This window comes from Salinisphaera japonica YTM-1, assembly GCF_003788585.1.
GTDB lineage: Bacteria > Pseudomonadota > Gammaproteobacteria > Nevskiales > Salinisphaeraceae > Salinisphaera > Salinisphaera japonica.
Map to the genome: position 1 here is coordinate 26,406 of NZ_AYKG01000021.1, position 22,052 is coordinate 48,457.

Here is a 22,052-nt window from a genome sequence, read left to right on the forward strand (position 1 = left end):
GCGCCGTGACCGGCGATGGCCGCGAGACAACGCTTGTCACCGGGGCCTCGGCCGGGATCGGCTATCACCTGGCCGAGCGGCTGGCCGCGGCCGGCGATCGTCTTATCCTGTTGGCCCGGCGCCGCGCCGAGCTGGACACGCTGGCCGCCGCGATCCAGGAACGCGGTGGCACGGCCATCGTGGCTGTGGCCGATGTGACGGACCGAGCCGCTCTTGGCGCGGCCCTTGATACGGCCGTGGCACGAACCGGGCCGATCACGCGGCTGGTGGCCAATGCCGGGGGCGGGGCGCCGACGCGTATCGAGACATTCGATCTTGCGGCGGTGCTGACCACGCTGCGGCTGAACCTGGACGGCACGATTCATTGCATCGATTATGTCCTGCCCGCGATGCGCGCGGCCGGGCAGGGCCATATCGTGGTGATGGGCAGCCTGGCCGCCACCCGCGGCCTGCCCACGGCCGCGGCTTATTCCGCGGCCAAGGCAGGTATCGGCCGGTTTGCCGAATCCCTGGCCGTGGACTGTCGGGCCGCGGGCATCGACGTCACGCTGCTCGAGCCGGGCTTTATCACCAAGCCGGGCAAGCGCGTGAAGTGGCCGCGCATGTCGATGGCGCGCGCAACCGCGGCCATGACGCGGGTGATTCTCCGGCGTCGCCCGTATTGGCGTGGCCCGTGGATTCTGATAGTTGCCGGCGAGGTGCTGCGGTTGCTACCGTCCCGCGCCTATATTCGTTTGATGGCCGGTCGCGGGCGTTCGTGATCGGGTATTGTCGCCTGCGCTGACAGGCGTTTCAGAGGTGGTTATGAGTAACGACTCGAAGAACCTGGCCGATATGCGTCGCAAGACGATCAAAAAATACGGCAAGAAGATGTTTCGCGGCACGCTGATGGATTTTCTGTCCTCGCAGTCGCGTATCCCGGACGAGCCGGTACTCGATAACGCCTTGTTCCCCTGGGCCGAAGACCTGCGCTCGCAGTGGACGGTCATGCGCGACGAGCTGGATACGCTGCTCGAGCGTCGTGCCGCGCTGCCGAGCTTCCAGGAGATCAGCCCGGATCAGGCCAAGATCTCCACCGACGATCAATGGAAGACATTCATGCTTTGGGGCTTTGGCACCCGCATGGATTTCGGCTGTGAACTGTGCCCGCAGACCGCGGCAGCGCTGGAGCGTGTGCCGGGCCTGTCGAACGCGTTCTTCTCGATTCTGGGCCCGGGCAAGCATATTCCGCGTCATCGCGGCGTGACCAAGGGCCTGGTGCGCTGTCATATAGGTCTGCGGGTGCCGGATTCGTCCGAGCGTTGCATGATCCAGGTCGATGACGTGGATTGCCCGTGGGAAGAGGGCGGCATGTTCTTCTTTGACGACACCTATCCGCACGAGGTCTGGAACGACACCGATGGCTATCGTGCGGTGTTGTTGTTCGATATCGAGCGCCCGATGGGCCTGCCCGGCAAGGCCGTATCGCGCGGCATGATCGCGGCCCTGCGGCGTACCGGCTATTTCCGCGACGCGCTGGCCAACCAGCGCGCCTGGGAAGCACGTTACAAGGCAGCGATGGCCTGATCGGGCGCCAACACGGCCCGTTACTGGCTATTTACTGGCAATCCCGGCGTGCGATCACCGCATGCCGGGCCACAGCGGCGCGCCGCGTCGCCACGTCGTTGCGATAGAGGCACGAGGGCATGCCACGATTCTATTTCTCGTCGCAGCGCAGCCAGGATGTCTCCGGCTGGCTGGCACGGCCGATGTGGCTGGCCGAGGCCGCTGCGATCGGCCTCGTGGTGGCCGTGGTGCGCGCGCTGCCGCTGCGCGGTGCACTCGCGCTGGGTGCATGGCTGGGTCACGTGCTGGGGCGTTTCTCCCCGCGGATCGACAAGGTTCGCAGTAATCTCAGAGTCGTGTTCTCGAGCGCAGACGCGCCCGAGCTTGATCGGCTGACCCGGGCCTCGTTCGCCAACGTCGGCGTGGCGTTTGCCGAGCTTGTCAACCTGCGTCGTATCTGGCGGGCACGCCGTAGCCGGCTGGAATTCAACGAAATGCCCGGTGCCACGACCCCCACGGCCGAACGACGCACGGTGTTCGTCACCGCCCATCTGGGGCCCTGGCAGATGACGCCGCTCATTGGTCCGGAATACGGCATGACGATTCCGGTGATCTATGCGCCCGAGCAGAATCCCTACGTCGATCGCCTGCTCAATCGGTTTCGGGCTGTCTTTGATGCCCCGCTTGTCGCGCGCGATGGTGGCATGCGGGCGTTCGTGCGCGCGCTACGCCAGGGCCAGTCGATCGGCCTGACGGTCGATACCCGGCTGGATTCGGGCGAGTCGGTCTCGTTCTTCGGCGAGCCGGCGATGACCAACACCATGCCGGCGCGCCTGGCGCTGAAATTCGACTGTGATCTGGTGCCGGTTCTGGCCGAGCGTCTACCGGGCGGGCGCTTTCGGGTGAATATCCATCCGCCGATCACCCCGGCTGATCTGCAGGCGCCCAACGATGATCAGGTGTTGGATATGTCGCGCCAGATCAATGCCCTGTTCGAGCGCGAGATTCTGGCACGGCCTGAGCAGTGGCTGTGTCTGAAGCGTCGCTGGCCCAAGCAGGTGTATCAGCACCATGCCTGATAGCCGCGGGCCTTGCGCCCGGGCGGCCCGCGCGGCGCTATAATGCGCTCTGCTTTTCTTCGGAACCGACACAGCAGGTAGCCCGTGGCCATTCGTATCAAACGCATCGCCGAGACCTTCTGGGAAGGCGATCTTCGCCACGCCGATTCCGGCCAGGCAGAAACGATGCGTGTGCGCTTGGGGCCACGGTCCGGGGTGACGCCCAGCGCCAAGCCGGCGGTGCAGATCTATCTGGGCACCGAGGCCGTGCAGTTTCGGGCCGAACGCGCATTCATCTACTCGATCGAGCGGGTTCGTGATCCGGCCCGGGCCTACGATATCCATCTGATGAAGGATTTTGCCGGCTTCGAGCGTCGGCTCTGGCTGACCGGGTTCACCAACTATCGTTTCATGATCCCCGAGCTGGCCGCGGGCACGGGCCGGGCGATCTATAACGATACCGACCAGATCTATCTGCGGGATCCGGCCGAGCTGTTCGATGCCGAAATGGGCGGTGCCGGCGTGTTGTCGATCAATGATCGCGATACTTCGGTCATGCTCATGGACTGTGCGCGCATGGTCGGGCTATGGAATAGCGACACCGCGCGCCGCGTGGGTAATCGCGAGCTGGAAAAACAGATGCGCGATGCCGGCCTCTGGGCCGATCTCGACGATGCCTGGAACGCCCGCGATGCCGAATACGTGCCCGGCGAGTCGGCGGTGGTCCACTACACCACGATCCATACCCAGCCCTGGCGGCCCACGCCACAGGATTATGTCTACCGGCCCAACCCGGCGGGCGCGATCTGGCAACAGATCGAGGACGAGGCCGATGCGGCCGGCTTTCAGGTCTGGGGCCGTGACGTGCCCTCGCCGCTGCTGGTACGACAACAGGCCGGGCCGGCGGGGCACGCGCGGGCGAGCGATATCAGCCCGGCCGCGCTGGCTGACTTCAAGCGCCTGATGACTGACTGCAAGATCAAGCAGGCCACGTATTTCTCGGCACCCGGTGCCACACTGCGGCCACGCGATCTGCGCGTCAGCGCGGTGACTCGCGCCAGCGTCGCCGACCTGCTGGCTGATACACCGCTTGCGGCGTGTGACGCCGTGCTGGCCGACGATCTGGTCCATCTGCCCGATGCCGATCTGCCCTGGATACTGGATGGCCTGTTCGCTGCGGCGGCCCGGGCAGTCTGTGTCTCGATCACGCTGGATACCAGCCGCAGCCGGCATACACCGGCCGATGCGATCTGGTGGTATCAGCTGCTGGTATCGGCGGCCTGCCGGGCACCGGACCGGCACTGGCGACTGATCGTGCGCAAGCCGCGGCGCGGGCGCGCTGATCGCGTCTGGCGCTGGTCGGGCGGGGCACTGGCCCATCGCGAGCCCACGGTCTGGGCGCTTACGCACTACAAGACCGGGCATCGCAGCCAGGCGCTCGGCGTGGCCCGGGCGCTGGGCTGGTCGCTGACCGATAAGCCGATCGAGCGCGCACCACGACGTTATGCCCGTGCGCTGGCCGGGGATCTGGTGCGCGGCCTCACCGGCCGCCCGGCCGGGGCCTGGCCCGGGGAGCTGGCTCCGCCGTGGCCGGATGTGATCGTGGCGTCCGGCTGGTTGCCCAGCCTGGCCGCACAAGCCGTTGCCCGGCGCAGCCTGGCCCGAACCCGGCTGGTGCTGATGGGCCGGCGCGGCGGGCGTATCGGCGAAAGCCAGGATGTTGCCGTGGTCTGTCAGCATTTCGACCTGCCGCCCAATCCACGCCAGATCGCGACCGTGCTGCCGCCAAGCCGTGTGGCCAGCGCACGCCTGGCTCAGGCGCGCCGTGATTGGCCGGATGTGTTCGCCGAGCAGCCCGGCCCGCATATCGTCTGGCTGGTTGGCGGCGATACGCCTCAGCACGCTCTGGACGCGGCCACCGCCAAACATCTGACGCGCCGGATCGGCGAGCAGGCCCGCGCGGCCGGCGGGCAGCTGGCGATTCTCAACAGCCGGCGCACGCCGGCCGCGGCCAGCCAGGCCATCGAGGCTGCTCGCGGTCCCGATTCCGTGTTCATCGACTGGGCCGGGCAGACCGCCGGCGCGGCCAACCCGTATCTGGGCTATCTGGCCCATGCCGATCGGCTTGTGGTCACCGGCGAGAGTGAATCCATGCTGGCCGAGGCGATCGCCACCGGTCGGCCGGTCTATATCGCCCCGGTGCCCGAGGCCCGGCCGGATCTACGGCGTCGGTTGGCTGATTGGGTGGTGGGCCAGGCCGCGCGTGATCGCTTCAACAAGCGCGGCTCTCGCCGGCCACAGGAAGGCCTGCAGTATCTGTGTGCGCGCCTGGTCGAGCAGCGCGTGTTCGTGCCGCGCCGTAATATGCCCGAGCTGCACGAAGCACTCATCGATCAAGGCGTGGCGCGCTATCTGGACGACGCGCTCGAGGCGTTTCGCCCGCCGGTCTGGCACGAAACCGAGTGGTTGGCCCGACGAATTCGCGCGCTGCTGCCCTTGCCGGGCGATGCAGCGACGCCAGCGGGCGGCCAGCGTCGCGCCGCCACGGCTCGGCAGGCCGGTTAGCGTGACGCGCCCGGCCAAGGATTGGCCCGCGGCGGGGCCCACCGTCTGGGTGCTGCTCGGTGAGGGCGCCGGCGGAAACGCACAGATGATTGCGTTGGCTGAGGCGCTGGGCTGGTCTTATGAGACGCGCCAGCTGGACTGGAACCGGCTCAACCACCTGCCTAACCCGCTGATCGGCGCGCGGGCGACCACGCTGTCGTCCAGGGCGGCCGCGTTGGCGCCGCCGTGGCCGGATCTGGTGATCGCGGCGTCGCGGCGCTCGGCACCGATTGCGCGCTGGATCAAGAAACAATCCGGCGGGCATACGCGGTTGGTGCATCTGCTGCATACGCAAATGCCGCTTGCCGCCTTCGATCTGGTGATCACCACGGCCCAGTTTCGTGTGCCCGAGGCAGCGAACGTCTTGCGCGCCACGCTGCCCTTGAACGTGATCGACGCCCGGCGCCAGGCCGAGGCGGCCAAGCGCTGGGCGCCCCGGCTGGCGCATCTGCCCCGGCCTTGGACCGCACTCTTGGTCGGCGGCGACAGTTCCAGCCATCGGCTGGACGTGGCAACGGCCGAGCAGCTGGCTGATCGTGTCAACGCTGTGGCCGGCGCGAATCAGGGCAGCGTGCTGGCAACGACGAGCCGGCGTACGCCGGCAGCAGCCACCGCGGCGATCGCGGCGCGGCTAGTCGCGCCGCATTATCTGCATCATTGGCGCGCTGATGATGCGGATAACCCGTATCCGGCGTTTCTGGCGCTGGCCGATCGGTTTGTCGTGACCGGCGATTCGGCCTCGCTGCCGGCCGAGGCCGCGGCAACGGGGCGCCCGGTCGACTTGTTCGAATGGCCGGCCCGGCGTTCTCCGCGATCGTTGCCCGCTATGGTCAAGCCGATTCATCGTGCTTTAGTCTATGGGGGCTGGCACAAGCCGAGACGCGATTTCGCGGCCTTTCACCAGGGCCTGCGCGATGCCGGGCTTGTCGATACGCCCACGCCGGCCCCGCCGCCGCCCGATATGGCACGCGCGGTGGCGGCCATCGAGCAGCTGATGGGCTGGCACACAGGCACGCCCGATTCTTATTCTTCGACCGGATACGCATCATGACCTATCTCGATTTCGACAAGCTGGCCGCGATGGACGGCAAGGCGTTTCGTAATACCGATCCGTATCCGTGGACCAATCCGGCCGCACTGCTGACCGAGGCCGGCTATGCCGCGCTGCTGGATTCGATGCCCACGACCGACCAGATGACGCCGCAGTTCGGCCAGGCCCGCTCGCACGGGCAAAAACCACACGATCGCTACTCGCTGGAATATCGGCCCGGCATCGATATCTCGCCGGCCTGGCAGGGTTTCATCGATGAGCTGCAGTCCGACGAATACCACGCCTTCATCAAGAAGATGTTCGGGCGAGGCCTGTTCAAGCTGAACTTCCACTGGCACTACGCCCCCACCGGCGCGTCGGTATCCCCGCACTGTGATGCCCAGCGCAAGCTCGGCTCGCATATCTTCTATTTCAGCTCGCCAGAGACTTGGTCGCCCCAATGGGGCGGGGATACCGTGATTCTGGATGACCACGGCGCCTTTGATCGGAAATCGGCCCCGGCGTTCGAGGATTTCCCGGATGCCTACGAGGGCGAAAGCGTGGGCAACTACAGCCTGCTGTTCCAGCGCCAGGCCAAGTCCTGGCACGGCGTGCGCGAGATCACCTGCCCGGAAGGCATGCACCGCAAGGTCTTCATTGTCGTGATCAACGATCGTGTGCGGGCCGCGGTACGCCGTGTGAAGGGCCGTTTGAAGGGCGAGGAACTGCGTGATGTCTGAGACCGGTGAGACGGTGGCGCCGCCGGATCCGGCGCGCTCGACCGTCGTGCCGGTGCTGGGGGCCGGGCGTAGCGGTACATCGGCGATCACGCGCGGGCTGGCCGCACTGGGTGTCGATCTGGGCGACAAGCTGCGTCGGCCCGGCGGCAAGAACCCGACCGGGTTTTTCGAAGATAACGACGTGCTGGCGATCAGCAAACGCTTGAAGCGAGCGCTGGGCATCCGGGGGCACAGCGTGCGCCTGCTGGATGACGCCGTATTCGAAACCCCGGCGCTGCGCGCGATCCAGCAGCAGGCCATCGCCACGCTGGGCGCGCGTTTTGGCAATACCCCGCTCTGGGGCTATAAATACTCGCGCACGCTACGCACCATGCCGTTCTGGGAGGGCATCCACGAGGCCCTGGACTTGGACGTGCGTTATGTCATCGCCCTGCGCAATCCACTGTCCGTGGCGCGCTCGCGGGGCAAGATCAACCCGCAGCGGGGCCGCCAGGTCTGGTCGGACATGGAGTGGCTGGTCAATGTGGTGCCCTATTTCTATCGCACGGCACATCGGCCCCGTGCCGTGGTCGATTTCGATCGGCTGATGGCGGATCCGAGAAGCCAGCTCGGGCGCGTCGCGCGTGATCTGGGCTTGCCGCTCGGCGTGCAGGAATCCGCGGGTATCGAAGACTACGCCACACAGTTCCTCAAACAGGACAAGCCCGCTTCACGGTTCTCGCGCGATGACCTGATCGCCGATCCGCAGGCCAATCGCTGGACCACCGAAGGCTATCGGCTACTGGACGCGGTGGCCGCCGACGAGATGTCGCTGACCGACCCCGAATTTCTGGCGCGCTGGGAGCAGCTGGCCGAGGACGTACGCGGTCTGGGCCCGTTTCTGGCCGAGTTCGATCACATGCGCGGCGTGACCACGCGAGCCCGCTGGAACCCGGCCAGCCCGATCCACGAAGTGCGTCAGGTGTGGCGGGATCTGAAGGCCAAGGGTTAGATGAGGCCAGGGTCGAGCAGAGCGGCATAGACGGCGGTCGCACGCTCGACCGAATAATCCTCGGCACGTGCCAGACGCGCGGCGCGATCGCCGGGCGCATCCAGGCTCGCCTCGATCGCCTGTGCCATGGCTTCAACATCACCCACGGGCACCAAGTGGCCGTAGCGGCCGTGCGCCAGGATCTCGGCGCTGCCGCCCGGTGCGTCGGTCGCGACGACCGGGCAGCCGCAGGCCAGCGCCTGGATCAGCACGCCGGGCAGCCCTTCCCAGCGCGAGGCCAGCACGAACACATCGGCCATGGCCATGGCATGAAACGGCCGCTCGTCCCAGCCGGGCAGGGACACGTCCTCGGCAATGCCCAGTGCTGCGGCCTCGGCCAGCAGGGCCGGGCGCTGGTCGCCCTCACCGATGAGCACCAGCCGGGCGCTGCGATGCCGACGGACTCGGGCAAAGGCGCGTAGCAGCGTCATGGGGTCTTTCTGATCCACCAGCCGGCCCACGCCGAGCACGGTGGGCTTGGGGCTGGCGAGGTGTGGGCCACGCCGGGCCTCGGCGACGTCGCCGCGCAGCACATCGTCTATAACCGGATTGGGCGCGGTGACGATCGCTGCGTGGGCGAGCCCGGTGGTGTGTGCCAGATCATCGGCGACCGCCTGAGAGACCGCCACGATGGCATCGGCGCGCTGATAAGCATGGGCCACGAGCGGGGCCAGATATTGCCAGCGCCATTTGTCGGCGTGTCGCGTGATGAAGGCAGACAGCATGTTGCGCTCGCTGACCACGACACGGCCGGGGCACCCGGCCAGGCGATGCGCCCAGAGTGCCACGAGGTTGCATTGGGTCATCGCAGAAAGCAGCCCGACCGGCGGGTGCTGTCGCAGATGATCACGAAGCGCGGCCAGATAGGCCAGTTTGCGCCAGGTTTTGAGCGGCCAGAGCACGGTCGAACCCAGCAGGCCCAGCGCCAATGGATCGGCCTTGAGTGCCAGCAGCCGTCCCACCCCGGGCCAGCTGGGGCGCAGCACCACGACGTTCACGTGCGCGGCTGCCAGCTCGCGGGCCAGTTGCCGATCCCCGTGACACACCACGAGATCCACGGTATAGCCGCGGGCGGCAAGGCCGCTGGCCAGCTGACGCATGGAACGCTGGACGCCGCCGCCGCCAAGCGCGGACGTGAACACACACAGGCGTTTGCTTGTGGCGCTGGCTGACATTACAGAGCGGCCGGAACAGGGCAGCCAGCGACCACACCGTGTACGCTGAGGTTATTGTCCGACATCGCTAATGTCGCGGCCATGCACCGGGCCGTGCACGCCGGCAAGAACATATCGGCCAGGCCAATCACCAGCAAGCGACGTCCGAGGTGCGTAGAATCCAGCGCCCCAGAATACGCTGCGCAGGCGTATGCGTACACGCGCCGGGTTGCCCGGGCGTGATAACTACGCGTTGAAATCAAAGCGGGTCCGCGCGTGCAACTGATTAAAGACTTTTTCTATCATTATCCACGCCAGGTGATCATCGTCTGGCTGGCGCTCGCGATTGCCAGTATCGCCGAGGGCTTGAGCCTGTCCACGCTGTTGCCGCTGCTGACCGTGGCGACCGGCGACAGCGCGTCGCTGGTCGGCGCCAGCACGTCGGATTTTCTCACCCAAGCGCTGGACTGGGCCTCAATCACGCCCTCGGTAGGCGTGATGATCGTGCTGGTATTGATCGGCCTGGTGGTGAAGGCCGGCCTGACGTTGGTGGCTTATCGCCAGGTCGGCTACACCGTGGCCGCGATCGCGACCAACACGAGGCTGTCGTTCCTGCGCGCGCTTTCGGCCTCGCGCTGGCAGTATTTCCTGAGCCAACGCACGGGCCGGCTGGCCAACTCGATCTCGACCGAAGCCTCCAATAGCGCGAGTGCGTTCCAGTCGCTGGCCAGTCTGTCGGCGCTGCTGTCGCAGTGCGCGGTGTTTCTGACCGTGGCCATGCTGATCAACTGGAAGATCGCCTGTCTGGCCATCGCGATCGGCGTCGGGATCTTCGCGCTGTTGAAGGTCATGGTCTCGATCTCGCGTGAGGCCGGCTCGCGACAGAAGAACGCGTTTCAGGGCCTGATGGGGCTGCTGACCGATTCGCTGTCCTCGCTCAAACCGTTGAAAGCCATGGCCCGCGAGCGCGAGATGGATCAGATGCTCGAGCGCCAGACGCGCAATCTCAACAGCGCGCTGCGCACCAGCGTGCTCGCGAGCGAGACGCTCAAGGCCACCCAAGAGCTGCTGATCGGGCTGGTGCTGGTCGCCGGCGTGGCGGCGTCGCTGACGCTGCTCGAACTGCAACTCTCCGAGATCATGGTGCTCACGATCGTGCTGGCACGGCTGCTGACCAAGCTGTCCAAGCTGCAGCAGGAGTATCAGAAGCTGGCCTCCAAGGAATCGTTCTACTGGTCGATGATGTCGGCCATCGACGAAGCCAGAGATGCGCGTGAAGAGCCGTTCGGTGACCGACAGCCCACGCTGGATCGGGATATCCGCCTGGAGGACGTCTGTTTTGACTACGATGGCAATACGGTGCTCAAGAACGTCGATCTGCACGTACCGGCAGGCCAGTTCACGACACTCATCGGTTTCTCCGGGGCCGGCAAGACCACGCTCATCGATCTCATCATCGGGCTGTTGCGGGCATCGTCCGGCCGGGTACTGATTGATGGCCAGGCCATCGACGCGCTGGATATCCGCGCCTGGCGCAATCTGATCGGCTATGTGCCCCAGGACACGGTGCTCTTGCACGACACTATCTATAACAACATCGTGCTGGGCGACACCGCCCTCACCGAGGCCGATGTGCATGCCGCACTCGACAAGGCCGGGGCCGCGGATTTCGTGGCTGGCCTGGCCGATGGCGTGAACACCAACGTGGGGGAGCATGGCGGCCGGCTGTCAGGCGGCCAGCGCCAGCGTGTGGTGATCGCACGAGCGCTCGTGCACAAGCCGCGGCTGGTGATTCTCGACGAGGCCACGAGCGCGCTCGATCCGGATACCGAGAAAGCGGTCAGTGCCACGCTGGGCGCGCTGGGCAGCGACTATACCGTGCTGGCGGTGTCCCATCGCGCGGCGCTGACGGAGCGCTCGGATCGGGTCTATCGGATCGAGAACGGCCAGGCCCGGCTGATGGGCGCGGATGAGCGCGTCAGCGCTTAGGGCCTGTTGCCGTTTCATGCGAGCCCGCGCCAAGCGCTGTTTTGCGGCAAGACGAGGCGTAGCCCACGCCGCGCAGGCATTCTGCGCTAGTGGGCTAGAACGCTGTATTGCCGACGCGTCGCTCACTTTGTGGGCGCTTGTCCCGAAGGGTTGGGCCGCCCATAAAAATTAAAGATGGGCGCCCTGCGGCGTTGCGAGCCTTGATCGTGGCACGCCACGATACGGCGACTCGCGCCTTGCAGGACACGATTTGCGGACGCCAACGCGGCGCTCGTATGAAACGGCAACAGGCCCTAGCTTCGCGCGCCCGATCAGTCGGGCGTGTCGCGCCCGGCCGCGGCCAGCCGGTTAAGCGCGTCGGCCAGATCACGATCTTCGATATATCGCGCGCTTTGCTCGAGATGGGCGCGGGCGGTGGGTGAGACATAGCGCGGGCGCGCCGGTGCTGCGGTAACCGGCCCGATACCGGGGCGCACCTTGGTATCGATACGATCGATCTGCAGGCGCATGCGCTGGGCCAGAGCCTGCTTGAGAGCGGCGTCCATATAGCGCAGACGCGTGGCCCAGGCGGCGTTGTCAACGTGCAGACGCAGCACATAAGCCTCATAGGCGGCTACTTGCATGTGTGGGGCAATCGCCGGGGGCAATACGTCGAGCAATGCCGCGCGCATACGCGCCAGAAAGCGCGCGCGGCCCAGCACATCGGCCACGGCCGGCGTTGCAATATGCAGCAAAGACTGGATTGATTGCGGGGTCGCCCCCATAACGGACGGTGTACGCGGCAAGGCCAAGTTGGCATGGTAGCAGCCGCCGAGGCCCGTTTTCGCATGCGTTGAGACCGGGAAGCGGCTTTTCGTTATCATCGCGCGCGGTGTGGCGTGTACGTCATATCCGCCATATCAAGCGATCCGGGCCAGACGACGAGGGTTCATGAGCAATTTTCTGACCAAACTCATCGGTAGTCGCAATCAGCGTGTGGTCAAACGCATGCACAAGATTGCCGATGCCGTGAACGTTCGCGAGGCCGACTTCGAGTCCTTGAGCGACGAGGCGCTTGGTGCCAAGACCGAAGAGTTTCGGGCCCGTCTGGCCGACGGCGCTGAGCTGGACGACCTGCTGTCCGAAGCGTTTGCGGTGGTGCGAGAAGCCGCCAAGCGCGTGCTAGGCATGCGGCATTTCGATGTTCAGCTGGTCGGCGGTCAGGTGCTGCATCAAGGCAAGATCGCCGAGATGAAGACCGGCGAGGGCAAGACCCTGGTGGCCACGCTGGCGACCTATCTCAACGCGCTCGAGGCCAAGGGCGTGCACATCATCACGGTCAACGATTATCTGGCCGCCCGCGACGCCGAGTGGATGGGCCAGCTCTATCGGTTTCTGGGGCTGTCGGTCGGCACGATCTTTTCCGGCCAGGACAGCCAGTCCAAGCGCGCCGCTTATGCCTGTGACATCACCTACGGCACGAACAACGAGTTCGGCTTTGATTATCTGCGCGACAACATGGCCTTCACGCCGGCCGATCGTGTCCAGCGCGGCCTGCACTACGCCATCATCGACGAGGTCGATTCGATCCTCATCGACGAGGCACGCACGCCGCTCATCATCTCCGGGCCGACCGACGATGATCCGCAGACCTCGCTCGACGTCAACGGTCTGGTGCGGCATCTGGTCAAGCAGGAAGAAGAAGAAGGCCCGGGTGATTACTTCACCGAGGAAAAGAACAAGCAGGCCTACCTGACCGAGGACGGGCATCAGAAGGTCGAGGCCTTGATGCACGAGGCCAATCTGCTGGATCCGGAAGAGTCGCTCTACGACGCCAACAACGTCGCGCTCATGCACCACATGAACGCGGCACTGCGCGCACACACGCTCTATACCAAGAACATCGAATATATCGTGGCCGATGACGAGATCGTCATCGTGGACGAATTCACCGGGCGTACGATGCCTGGCCGGCGCTGGTCGGATGGCCTGCACCAGGCGATCGAGGCCAAGGAAGGGGTCAAGATCCAGAAAGAGAACCAGACGCTGGCCTCGATCACCTTCCAGAATTTTTTCCGGCTCTACGACAAGCTCTCGGGCATGACCGGCACCGCCGATACCGAGGCCTTCGAGTTCCAGTCGATCTATGGCCTGGAAGTGGTGGTGATTCCCACCAACCGACCGCTCCAGCGCAAGGATCTGCCCGATCAGATCTACATGAGCGGGCGCGAGAAGTTCGCCGCCATCGCCGATGAGGCCAAGACTGCCAGCGAAACCGGCCAGCCGGTATTGATCGGCACGGCCTCGATCGATGCCTCGGAAGTGCTCTCGGCGCTGCTCAAGGAGCGCGGTATTCGCCACGAGGTCTTGAACGCCAAGCAGCACGAGCGCGAGGCTGACATCATCGCCCAGGCCGGGCGCCCCGGTGCGGTGACCATCGCCACCAACATGGCCGGGCGTGGCACGGATATCGTGCTGGGCGGCAATATCGAAGAAGCCATCGCCGCACTCGAAGAAGACGACGAGCACGGGCGTGCCCGCCTGCGCGAGGAGTGGCAGAAGACACACGACGCCGTGCTGGAGGCCGGCGGCCTGTTGGTCATCGGCTCCGAGCGCCACGAATCGCGCCGCGTGGACAACCAGCTGCGGGGGCGTTCCGGTCGTCAGGGGGATCCCGGCGCCTCGCGCTTCTATCTGTCGCTCGAGGATTCGCTGATGCGGATCTTCACGCCGCCGCGCCTGCGCGCCATGCTCCAGAACCTGGGCCTTGAAGAAGGCGAGGCCATCGAGCACAAGTGGGTCACTCGCGCGATCGAAAATGCCCAGCAGAAGGTGGAGCGGCATCACTTCGATATCCGCAAGCAGCTGCTCGAATACGACAACGTGGCCAACGACCAGCGCCAGGTGGTCTACGAGCAGCGCAACGAGATCATGGATGCCGAAGAGGTCTCCGAGCTGGTCGAAAACATCTGGTCTGACGTGGTCGACGAAGCCATTTCGGAATATATCCCGCGGGCCAGCCTGGAAGAGCAGTGGGATATCGAAGGCCTGGAAAACGCCATCACGCGTGACTTCGGCGCCGAGATGCCGGTACGCCAATGGCTCGACGAGGAAGACGATCTCGACGAGGAAGGCCTGCGCGCGCGCATCAGCGAGCAGCTGAAAGCCGCCTACGACGAAAAACGCGAGACGGCCGGCGCCGAGAACATGGCCCAGATCGAGAAATCGGTCGTGCTACAGGTGCTGGACTCGCTCTGGCGCGAGCATCTGGCCTCGATGGACTATCTACGCAAGGGTATCCACCTGCGCGGCTATGCCCAGAAGGACCCGAAGAATGAGTACAAGCGCGAAGCCTTCGAGATGTTCAATACCATGCTCACGCGCTTGAAGCATGAGGCCGTGACCGTGCTGGCCCGGGGCCGCGTGGATACCCAGATCACCGAAGAGGCCCGCGAGGATCGCCAGCGCCAGATGGCGGCCATGGAATACCAGCACGAGGACGCCGCCTCGGCCGCTGAACAGGCCCAGGCCCAGGCGGCTGCGCAGGCCGAAGCCCAGGCGGCCGCCGAATCCGGCCATCCGGTGACGCCCGAGGCCGCGGCCCAGGCCAATCTGCCGGGTGCCTCGCAACCGGGCGAGGCCGATGCCAGCGTGGGCGATGACGCCAACCCGGAAACCTTCGTCCGTGACGGGCGCAAGATCGGGCGCAACGAAACCTGCCCCTGTGGCTCCGGCAAGAAATACAAGCACTGTCACGGCCGTGACGCATAAAAGCGACATGACCGGCCCAACACGACAAGGAACAGGCCCGCGATGGCTGTAAATCTGGCACCGCCTGCGGCACTCACGCCGATCGCCGGGGTGAAATGGTCGACCGTCGGCGCGGCTATCAAGTCCGCCGAGCGCGACGATATTGCGGTCTGTTGGCTGGCCGAGAATACGATCACGGCCGGCGTGTTCACGAAAAACGCTTTTGCCGCGGCGCCGGTGACCGTTGCCCGGCGCCATCTCACGGCCGTCGCCCCGCGGGCGCTGCTCATCAACAGCGGCAACGCCAACGCCGGCACCGGCATCGCCGGTGAGCAGGATGCCTTGACACTTTGTGATCAGATCGCGGTGGCCCGCGGCTTCGAGCAGGCCGAGATCCTGCCGTTTTCGACCGGCGTGATCGGCCAGGCGCTGCCCATGACGCGTATGGCACCGGCGTTATCGGTTCTGTGCGATAACGACACGGACGCCGGCTGGCTCGCCGCGGCTCGGGCGATCATGACCACCGACACCGTGCCCAAGGGCACGTCGCGCCGGGTCGATCTGGGCGGCGGTCGATATTGCGATATCACCGGCATCACCAAGGGCTCGGGCATGATCTGCCCGAACATGGCCACCATGCTGGCCTTCATCGCCACGGATGCCACGATTGCCGAGCCCGATCTGCATCAAGCGCTGGTCATGGCCAACCAGGCTTCGTTCAACAGCATTACCGTGGACGGCGATACCTCGACCAACGATGCGGCCATGCTCTCGGCGACAGGCCAGGGCGCGGCCATCGAATGCAACGAGGCGGGCTGGGGCGCTTTTGTGGCTGCACTCACCGGTCTGATGCAGGAGTTGGCCTGTGCGATCGTGCGCGACGGCGAAGGGGCAACCCGGTTCATGGATATCCATATCGCCGGCGCGGCGGATATCGACGAAGCCCGCGCCGTGGGCTTCACCGTGGCTCAGTCGCCGCTGTTCAAGACCGCGGCCTTTGCCGGTGACCCGAACTGGGGCCGGATACTGGCTGCCGTCGGCCGGGCCCCGATCGATGATCTGGCCATCGACGGCGTGGATATCGCCATTGGTGACGTCGCCATTGTGGCCGGCGGCCAGCCGCGCCCGGACTATGTTGAGGCCGAGGCTGCCGCGGTCATGGCCAGTCCGGAATTCACGATCCGCGTGGGGCTCGGCCGCGGCAGTGCCGAAACCCATGTCTTCACCTCGGATTTGTCGTACGAATATGTACGCATCAATGCCGAGTACCGCAGCTGATGGATAGAGCGCCCCTGGATATCGCGGTCGGTGTGCTGGTCGATGACCATGACCGGCTGCTCATCGCGCGTCGCCGTGCCGATACGCCCGGCGCCGGCTACTGGGAGTTCCCCGGCGGCAAGCGCGAGCCCGGCGAGTCCGTGGCGGCATGCCTGTCGCGTGAGCTGGCCGAGGAAATCGGGGTGACTGATCTGACCAGTCGCAGCCTGATTCGTTTTTCGCACGACCGCGGCCCGCGCCCCGTACGCCTGCACGTGGCACGTATCGACAACTGGACGGGCGAACCCGCCGGCCAGGAAGGTCAGCAGGTCCGTTGGTGTGCTCAAAACGATTTGAGCGATGTCGAGCTGCTGCCGGCCACCAACGTTATTCTGGCTGCGCTCAACCTGCCACCGCTGTATATCATCACGCCGTCGATCGGGCGGGGGCGCAGTGCGCGCCAGAGCTGGTTCGATGCCCTTGATCGGGCGCTGCGTGCCCACGTCGGCGACGGGACGAAAGCCTTTGTCCGGCTGCGTCAGCCCGGTCTCGACGATGACGACTACGCTGATCTGGCCAAGCGCGTGCTCGAGCACGCACGCCGCCAACAGGCCCGTGTGCTGCTTGATCGCAGCGTGGCGCTGGTCGAGCGCCTCAGCGCGGACGGCCTGCATTGCTCGACCCGCCGTGCCCAGCGCATGGACAAGCGCCCGATCGCGGATAACTACTGGTTTGGTGTTTCGACCCACAGCGCCGACGAGCTGACACACGCCGCAGCGATCAATGCCGATTTCGCGACACTATCCCCGGTAGCCGCGACAGAAACCCATTCCGAGGCGCGCCCGCTGGGCTGGCCAGGGTTCGAAGACGCCCGCGGCGAAGCCGCCCTACCGGTCTATGCCCTGGGCGGCATGCGCCCGGATGACCTCGGGGCCGCACGCGACCACTACGCCCAGGGCGTGGCCGGCATCCGCGGCTTCTGGCCCGGCAGCTAGGCATTCCGCGCTTCAAACGAGAGTTGGCCGCGAATAAACACTGATAAACGCAAACGAATACAGGCGTTTATCCGCCGATGAACGCCGATGGCCGCAGATGAAGAAGACGATAGCCTGAAATCGGTGGTTGCTCTGAAAAGACGTTCATCCACAGATTGCGCAGATTTCACAGATTAAAAGATAAGATTTTTATCGATTGACCCGGTGAGCGCGACGACTCCCGGTTCGTGGCATCGCCCAACCAATCTGCGTCATCTGCGCAATCTGCGCAATCTGCGGATTGTCTTTCTGTCCGTATTGATTTGCGCCCATCCGCGTTCATTCGCGGACGATATTCTTGCTCGATTGACCGGTGAGCGCGACGACTCGGGGCTCGTGGCATCGACCCACCAATCTGCGTCATCTGTGTAATCTGCGGATTGTTTTTCCGTCCGTATTGATTTGCGCTCATCCGCGTTCATTCGCGGACGATATTCTTGCTCGATTGACGCGGTGAGCGCGATGACTCCGGGCTCGTGGCATCGCCCAACCAATCTGCGTCATCTGTGTAATCTGCGGATTGTCTTTCTGCCTGTATTCATTTGCGCTTGTTCGCGGACCATCGCGCTTTGGGCTAGTGCGCGGTCTCGTCGCCGCCCGACCAGGGGGCACCGGGGGCGCTGCCTTCGGGGTCGGCGATCCGGTTGGATTCATCGAGCCAGTCGCCCAGATCGATCAGCTTGCAGCGTTTCGAGCAGAAGGGGCGATAAGCGTTGGCCGCGCTCATGTCGGCGTCTTGGCCACAGTGCGGGCATTCCAGGGTCTTTGTCATGACGATGGCAGGTGAGGCGTTTGGGCCATAGCCTACAAACGACTGCAGGCCATATGGAAGTCCACGTCGCGACTGGCCTGGCGGCTACGGCCGTCGACATCGCACATGAAGCGCACGGTGGCGCGGTGACGCCCGGCGCTGATTTCCGGGAATACGTCGTCGTCGGCCACGAATACACGGATGAGCTGGGTGTTGCTGGCCGTCTGATGCAGAAACACGCCCGATTTGGCCGTGTAGGCATCGGCGGTGCTGGCCTCGCGCAGCATTCGCAGTACCAGCCCCACGCCGGCGCCGATGGTTTCGATCGGGGCGATCCAGCGATCGATATCGGCCGTAATGCGTGCATCACTCTGGCGCAGCCAGTGCCGATAGGCCGGCACATCGAAACTGCAGGTGCCGCCAGCGATGGCAGTGCGGTTGTTCACGCTTTTGAGAAGTTCGTCATCGCGCAGGCGATAGGCCGCGAACTGCGGCGGGATACGGGCCAGCTCGCCGGCACGGGCATCGATCTCGGCCAGGATGTCGGTCAGCGCGCGCGTATCGATATCGTCGCGCTCGGCCAGGGCGGCCAGCGTGCCGCGACGGGTGACCAGTGCCTTGCTGGCCTCGCCGCGGATATCGTGACGCGACATGACGTTGAGCAGATCCAGCGTGGCCTCGACCGTGGCCCGACGGCCCCAGTGGCTCGTGTCGGCGCGGTGGTGCGACAGCCGTGTCAGTAGATGCTCGACCCGTAGAAAGGTACGGATACGCTCGTTGAGCGGCTGTTCGTAGCAGGACAGATCATCGTCGACCATAATTTATTGCGAAGATCCCCATGCCTCAAACCGCGGAGTCTGGCACGCCGGGCGTAAGATTCGGCCGCTAGCCGGGCAGATGCAGCGGCGGTAGATCAGCGATCTCGCCGCGTGCAAGCCGTTGATAGCCGGCATGAAACGCCGCCGCCAGATCGGCGATATCGCTTCGAGGCCCGGTATTGATCAGCACGTCCTGGGCGATGGCCAAGCGCTCGGCGCGATCTTCCTGGGCCGCGATCATCTTGCGTGCCAGAGCCTCGTCGATATCGTCGCGCCCCATTAGGCGCTCCAGCTGCACGGCTTCGGGCGCATCGATGACCAGCACGCGATCGACCAGATCGATCATCTTCGAGCGGGTCAGAAGCGGCACCACCAGGATGCAGTACTCTGACTCGGCCGCTGCCTGGCGGGCAGCCACGCCGGCATGGATCCGCGGATGGGTGATGGCCTCGAGATCGCGGCGGGCGGCGTCATCGTCGAAGATGATGGCCCGCAGGTCGCGCCGTTTGAGTGCGCCCTCGGCGTCCACGATATCCGGGCCGAAGCGCTCGATGATTTCGGCCAGGGCCGGTTGGCCCGGGGCCACGATCTCGCGCGAGACGAGATCGGCATCCACCAGCGTGACGCCGAGGCGCTCGAAGGATTGGGCAACCACGGATTTGCCGCTGGCGATGCCGCCGGTCAGGCCGATCGTCAAACGTTGTGTCATGGGCGGGCCTGCCGGGCGGTCGAGCCGGCAGGTGCCGGTGGCTGACAACACAGATGACGACTGATGCATAAACGGGTGACAGACACTAACCCAATCCGGCGTAACGCAAATAAGCGGCGGTGATTGTATCGCCTGCGATGAGTGCCAGCCAGCCGGCCGCGGCCAGCCAAGGCCCAAACGGCATGGGCGTATCGCGCTCCATGCGGCCAGTGGCCAGCAGGGTGCCGCCCACAAGCGCGCCGCCTGTCGATGCGATGATCACCACCAGCGGCAGCGACTGCCAGCCCAGCCAGGCGCCCAGGGCGGCGAGCAGTTTGAAATCGCCGTAGCCCATGCCGTGCTTGCCGGTAAGCGCGGCAAAGCCTTGAAAGACAAGCCAAAGCACGCCGTAGCCGGCCGCAGCGCCCATGATCGCATCCGGTGGGCTGATATCGGTGAATTGGCCGTGCCAAAGGCTTGCGAGCAGCCCCAGCCAGAGCAGCGAAAGCGTCAGCACGTCCGGTAGCAGCTGGGTGCGGGCATCGATGGCCGCCAGGATCAGCAGATACGCGCTGAGCAGATACGCGCCGAGTGCCGCGCCGGTCAGGCCGAAGCGTGCGACGGCGACGCCGGCCGCGGCGAGACTCAAAAGTTCGATGATCGGGTAAAGCCAGGAAATCTGTGTGCCGCAGGCACTGCAGCGTCCGCGCAGCAGCAGATAGCCGACGATCGGCAGGTTATGGCGATACCGGATCGGGGTCGCGCACGTCGGGCAGTGCGAAGCCGGGAACGACAGCGACAACGCGTGATCGGGTCCGGAGCCGTCCAGATCGGCCGTGGCGTCGGTGGTTTCAGCCTGCCAACGCGCGATCATCATGCGCGGCAGGCGCACGATCACCACGTTGAAAAAACTGCCCAGAACGAGCGCGATCAGGCCGATGGCGATATAGACGAACGCGACCGGCAGGCCCGTGAGCGTATCGGCCATCAGACCACCGACCCGAGTTTGAAGATCGGCAGATACATGGCCACCACGATACCGCCGACCAGAACGCCGATGATCGCCATAATGAACGGCTCCAGAAGCGACGACAGCTGGTCGACCTGATCATCGACCGCGGTTTCATAGAAATCCGCCACGCGGGCACACATGGCATCCAGCGCGCCGGCTTCTTCGCCGATGGCCATCATCTGTTGGGCCATGCTGGGAAAGCGGCCCGTGTTCTCGGTGGCCAGCGCCAACGATTGCCCCGTGGCGACCTGATTGCGCACCTGGAATATGGTGTCCTCGAACACGACATTGCCGGCCGCCCGGGCGACCGAATCCAGGGCGTCCACCAGCGGCACGCCGGCCGCGAACATGGTCGAGAGCGTGCGCGCAAAGCGGGCCACGGCGGCCTTGTAGACGATCGAGCCGATCACCGGCAGACGCATGACCAGCCGATCGGTGGCCCGGCGCATCGCCCGAGAGCGTTTATGCGCGGTATACAAGCCAAAGCCGGTCGCCCCGATGGCCAGCAGGATCAGCCACCACCAGTGCTGCATGAAGCGCGATGCACCGATCACCAGCAATGTGAACGCCGGCAGGTCCGCGCCGAAACCGGCGAACAACGACTGGAATTGGGGCACCACGAAATACAGCAGGATACCGACCACGATGATCGCCACCACCACCACGGCCGTGGGGTAGAACAGGGCTTTTCGGACCTTGGATTTGATGGCCTCGGTCTTTTCCTTGTAGGCGGCGATCTTGTCCAGCAGCGTTTCCAGGGCGCCAGAGCGCTCGCCGGCATCGACCAGGGCGATATACAGCTCGTCGAAGTGCTGCGGATGGCGTGCCAGCGCATCGGCCAGGGCCAGGCCGTCGGAGACATCGGCACTGATACGCGCGGTCAACTCACCCAGCGCGGCGTTGTCGGCACCGCGACCCACGATTTCCAGTGACTGAACCAACGGCACGCCGGCTGAGAGCAGGGTGGCCAACTGACGCGAGAACACCGCAATATCCGCGGCCGCGATACGTCGTCGGCGCTTGCCGCCGATACCGAACAGCCGGGTTTTCTTGCGCACCCGGATCGGCCGGATCTGCTGACGGCGCAGCGTCGCGCGGATCATCGCCTCGTTGGGCGCCTCGCTGGCCCCGGTCACGCGATGCCCGGCGGCGTCGGTGCCGATCCAGTGAAAGGTATGGTTGGCCGGCGAGGAATCGCGCACGACAGATCGCTTGCCGGCGCTCAGCCGCGCGGGGCCCGGTCGTGTTCGGCACAGCGATGGCCGTCGCCGTCAGTGATGGCCCGGTCCGCCGCGATATAGGCCCCGCACTCGTCACAACGCACGGTCGAGGTGAACCGTGGTGTCTCGGATGCCTCGACGCGTGCCCGCTGACGAAGACGCCGCGCGATGAACACCACGCCGGCGATCACGAGCCCCAGGATGATCAGTCGTGCCATGTTTCTACCCCCTGTATGCCCACCGGCCCGAGCATACGCCAGCCGCTGCCATCCGACGAATCGACTCGTAAGGGCCTGTTGCCGTTTCATACGAGTCCGCGCCAAGCGCTGTTCTACGGCAAGACGAGGCGTAGCCCACGCCGCGCAGTCATTCTGCGCCAGTGGGCTAGAACGC

The 22,052-nt window shown here is 65.3% G+C and carries 19 protein-coding genes; 11 read left to right on the plus strand and 8 right to left on the minus strand.

All coding sequences use genetic code 11. From position 1 onward, the window contains the following. The first annotated feature begins 5 nt into the window (after positions 1–5). From SAJA_RS07715 to SAJA_RS07745, 7 genes are all read left to right on the plus strand, one after another. Positions 6–761 carry an SDR family NAD(P)-dependent oxidoreductase gene (locus SAJA_RS07715; protein WP_123658092.1) on the plus strand — a complete coding sequence of 252 codons (756 nt, stop codon included), beginning with the start codon at positions 6–8 and terminating at the stop codon, positions 759–761. Between the two features lie 43 nt (positions 762–804). Beyond that, a complete protein-coding gene (locus tag SAJA_RS07720) occupies positions 805–1,566 on the plus strand; it encodes an aspartyl/asparaginyl beta-hydroxylase domain-containing protein (RefSeq protein WP_123658093.1) in 762 nt (253 codons plus the stop codon). A gap of 119 nt (positions 1,567–1,685) precedes the next feature. Then, positions 1,686–2,624 carry a lysophospholipid acyltransferase family protein gene (locus SAJA_RS07725; RefSeq protein ID WP_123658094.1) on the plus strand — a complete coding sequence of 313 codons (939 nt, stop codon included), beginning with the start codon at positions 1,686–1,688 and terminating at the stop codon, positions 2,622–2,624. Between the two features lie 84 nt (positions 2,625–2,708). Continuing rightward, on the plus strand, positions 2,709–5,168 hold the full coding sequence (locus SAJA_RS07730; RefSeq protein ID WP_123658095.1) for an ELM1/GtrOC1 family putative glycosyltransferase: 2,460 nt from the start codon (positions 2,709–2,711) through the stop codon (positions 5,166–5,168). Between the two features lies 1 nt (position 5,169). Then, positions 5,170–6,258, plus strand: a complete 1,089-nt coding sequence (locus tag SAJA_RS07735; protein WP_245963258.1) for a mitochondrial fission ELM1 family protein — start codon at positions 5,170–5,172, stop codon at positions 6,256–6,258. Continuing rightward, on the plus strand, positions 6,255–6,977 hold the full coding sequence (locus SAJA_RS07740) for a 2OG-Fe(II) oxygenase (protein ID WP_123658097.1): 723 nt from the start codon (positions 6,255–6,257) through the stop codon (positions 6,975–6,977). Before SAJA_RS07735 ends, SAJA_RS07740 begins: the two co-directional genes overlap by 4 nt. After that, entirely contained in the window at positions 6,970–7,968 is a 999-nt protein-coding gene (locus SAJA_RS07745; protein WP_123658098.1) for a sulfotransferase family protein, read from the plus strand. The genes SAJA_RS07740 and SAJA_RS07745 overlap by 8 nt, the downstream gene beginning before the upstream one ends. Here the strand turns inward: SAJA_RS07745 and SAJA_RS07750 are convergent. Next, a complete protein-coding gene (locus SAJA_RS07750) occupies positions 7,965–9,149 on the minus strand; it encodes a glycosyltransferase (RefSeq protein WP_245963259.1) in 1,185 nt (394 codons plus the stop codon). The genes SAJA_RS07745 and SAJA_RS07750 overlap by 4 nt on opposite strands. A 288-nt stretch (positions 9,150–9,437) precedes the next feature. On the opposite strand from SAJA_RS07750, the gene SAJA_RS07755 reads away from it, so the two are divergent. Continuing rightward, on the plus strand, positions 9,438–11,150 hold the full coding sequence (locus SAJA_RS07755) for an ABC transporter ATP-binding protein (protein WP_123658100.1): 1,713 nt from the start codon (positions 9,438–9,440) through the stop codon (positions 11,148–11,150). 311 nt (positions 11,151–11,461) lie between these two features. Here SAJA_RS07755 and SAJA_RS07760 read toward each other — a convergent pair whose 3' ends face one another. Continuing rightward, complete coding sequence (locus SAJA_RS07760) at positions 11,462–11,914, minus strand: DUF721 domain-containing protein (protein ID WP_184999797.1); 453 nt, start codon at positions 11,912–11,914, stop codon at positions 11,462–11,464. A 166-nt stretch (positions 11,915–12,080) separates the two neighbouring features. Here SAJA_RS07760 and secA point away from each other — a divergent pair, with 166 nt between their 5' ends. The 3 genes from secA to SAJA_RS07775 are packed head-to-tail and all read left to right on the plus strand — an operon-like array spanning position 12,081 to position 17,131. Continuing rightward, a complete protein-coding gene (gene secA / locus SAJA_RS07765; RefSeq protein WP_123658102.1) occupies positions 12,081–14,900 on the plus strand; it encodes a preprotein translocase subunit SecA in 2,820 nt (939 codons plus the stop codon). A gap of 42 nt (positions 14,901–14,942) precedes the next feature. Continuing rightward, on the plus strand, positions 14,943–16,157 hold the full coding sequence (argJ, locus tag SAJA_RS07770) for a bifunctional glutamate N-acetyltransferase/amino-acid acetyltransferase ArgJ (RefSeq protein WP_123658103.1): 1,215 nt from the start codon (positions 14,943–14,945) through the stop codon (positions 16,155–16,157). Next, the gene (locus tag SAJA_RS07775) at positions 16,157–17,131 is read left to right on the plus strand and encodes a Nudix family hydrolase (RefSeq protein ID WP_123658104.1); all 975 of its coding nucleotides are present in this window, start codon (positions 16,157–16,159) and stop codon (positions 17,129–17,131) included. The genes argJ and SAJA_RS07775 overlap by 1 nt, the downstream gene beginning before the upstream one ends. A gap of 613 nt (positions 17,132–17,744) precedes the next feature. Here the strand turns inward: SAJA_RS07775 and SAJA_RS07780 are convergent. The 6 genes from SAJA_RS07780 to SAJA_RS07805 form a co-directional block, all read right to left on the minus strand. Then, on the minus strand, positions 17,745–17,942 hold the full coding sequence (locus SAJA_RS07780; protein ID WP_123658105.1) for a DNA gyrase inhibitor YacG: 198 nt from the start codon (positions 17,940–17,942) through the stop codon (positions 17,745–17,747). Between the two features lie 32 nt (positions 17,943–17,974). Beyond that, the gene (locus SAJA_RS07785; RefSeq protein WP_123658106.1) at positions 17,975–18,739 is read right to left on the minus strand and encodes a cell division protein ZapD; all 765 of its coding nucleotides are present in this window, start codon (positions 18,737–18,739) and stop codon (positions 17,975–17,977) included. A gap of 67 nt (positions 18,740–18,806) precedes the next feature. Beyond that, positions 18,807–19,448 carry a dephospho-CoA kinase gene (gene coaE, locus SAJA_RS07790; RefSeq protein ID WP_123658107.1) on the minus strand — a complete coding sequence of 214 codons (642 nt, stop codon included), beginning with the start codon at positions 19,446–19,448 and terminating at the stop codon, positions 18,807–18,809. An 85-nt stretch (positions 19,449–19,533) separates the two neighbouring features. Then, complete coding sequence (locus SAJA_RS07795) at positions 19,534–20,415, minus strand: prepilin peptidase (protein WP_123658108.1); 882 nt, start codon at positions 20,413–20,415, stop codon at positions 19,534–19,536. Then, entirely contained in the window at positions 20,415–21,641 is a 1,227-nt protein-coding gene (locus SAJA_RS07800) for a type II secretion system F family protein (protein WP_245963260.1), read from the minus strand. Before SAJA_RS07800 ends, SAJA_RS07795 begins: the two co-directional genes overlap by 1 nt. A 20-nt stretch (positions 21,642–21,661) precedes the next feature. Continuing rightward, positions 21,662–21,877, minus strand: coding sequence for a hypothetical protein (locus SAJA_RS07805; RefSeq protein WP_123658109.1), 216 nt, complete (start codon positions 21,875–21,877; stop codon positions 21,662–21,664). Positions 21,878–22,052: the final 175 nt, after the last annotated feature.

Bases quoted from the DNA above. Each gene is read 5' to 3' on its own strand.
- argJ (WP_123658103.1), top strand. From the start codon at position 14,943: ATGGCTGTAAATCTGGCACCGCCTGCGGCACTCACGCCGATCGCCGGG.
- SAJA_RS07780 (WP_123658105.1), bottom strand. From the start codon at position 17,942: ATGACAAAGACCCTGGAATGCCCGCACTGTGGCCAAGACGCCGACATG.
- SAJA_RS07745 (WP_123658098.1), top strand. From the start codon at position 6,970: ATGTCTGAGACCGGTGAGACGGTGGCGCCGCCGGATCCGGCGCGCTCG.
- SAJA_RS07760 (WP_184999797.1), bottom strand. From the start codon at position 11,914: ATGGGGGCGACCCCGCAATCAATCCAGTCTTTGCTGCATATTGCAACG.
- SAJA_RS07785 (WP_123658106.1), bottom strand. From the start codon at position 18,739: ATGGTCGACGATGATCTGTCCTGCTACGAACAGCCGCTCAACGAGCGT.
- SAJA_RS07795 (WP_123658108.1), bottom strand. From the start codon at position 20,415: ATGGCCGATACGCTCACGGGCCTGCCGGTCGCGTTCGTCTATATCGCC.
- coaE (WP_123658107.1), bottom strand. From the start codon at position 19,448: ATGACACAACGTTTGACGATCGGCCTGACCGGCGGCATCGCCAGCGGC.
- SAJA_RS07725 (WP_123658094.1), top strand. From the start codon at position 1,686: ATGCCACGATTCTATTTCTCGTCGCAGCGCAGCCAGGATGTCTCCGGC.
- secA (WP_123658102.1), top strand. From the start codon at position 12,081: ATGAGCAATTTTCTGACCAAACTCATCGGTAGTCGCAATCAGCGTGTG.
- SAJA_RS07740 (WP_123658097.1), top strand. From the start codon at position 6,255: ATGACCTATCTCGATTTCGACAAGCTGGCCGCGATGGACGGCAAGGCG.
- SAJA_RS07775 (WP_123658104.1), top strand. From the start codon at position 16,157: ATGGATAGAGCGCCCCTGGATATCGCGGTCGGTGTGCTGGTCGATGAC.
- SAJA_RS07720 (WP_123658093.1), top strand. From the start codon at position 805: ATGAGTAACGACTCGAAGAACCTGGCCGATATGCGTCGCAAGACGATC.
- SAJA_RS07805 (WP_123658109.1), bottom strand. From the start codon at position 21,877: ATGGCACGACTGATCATCCTGGGGCTCGTGATCGCCGGCGTGGTGTTC.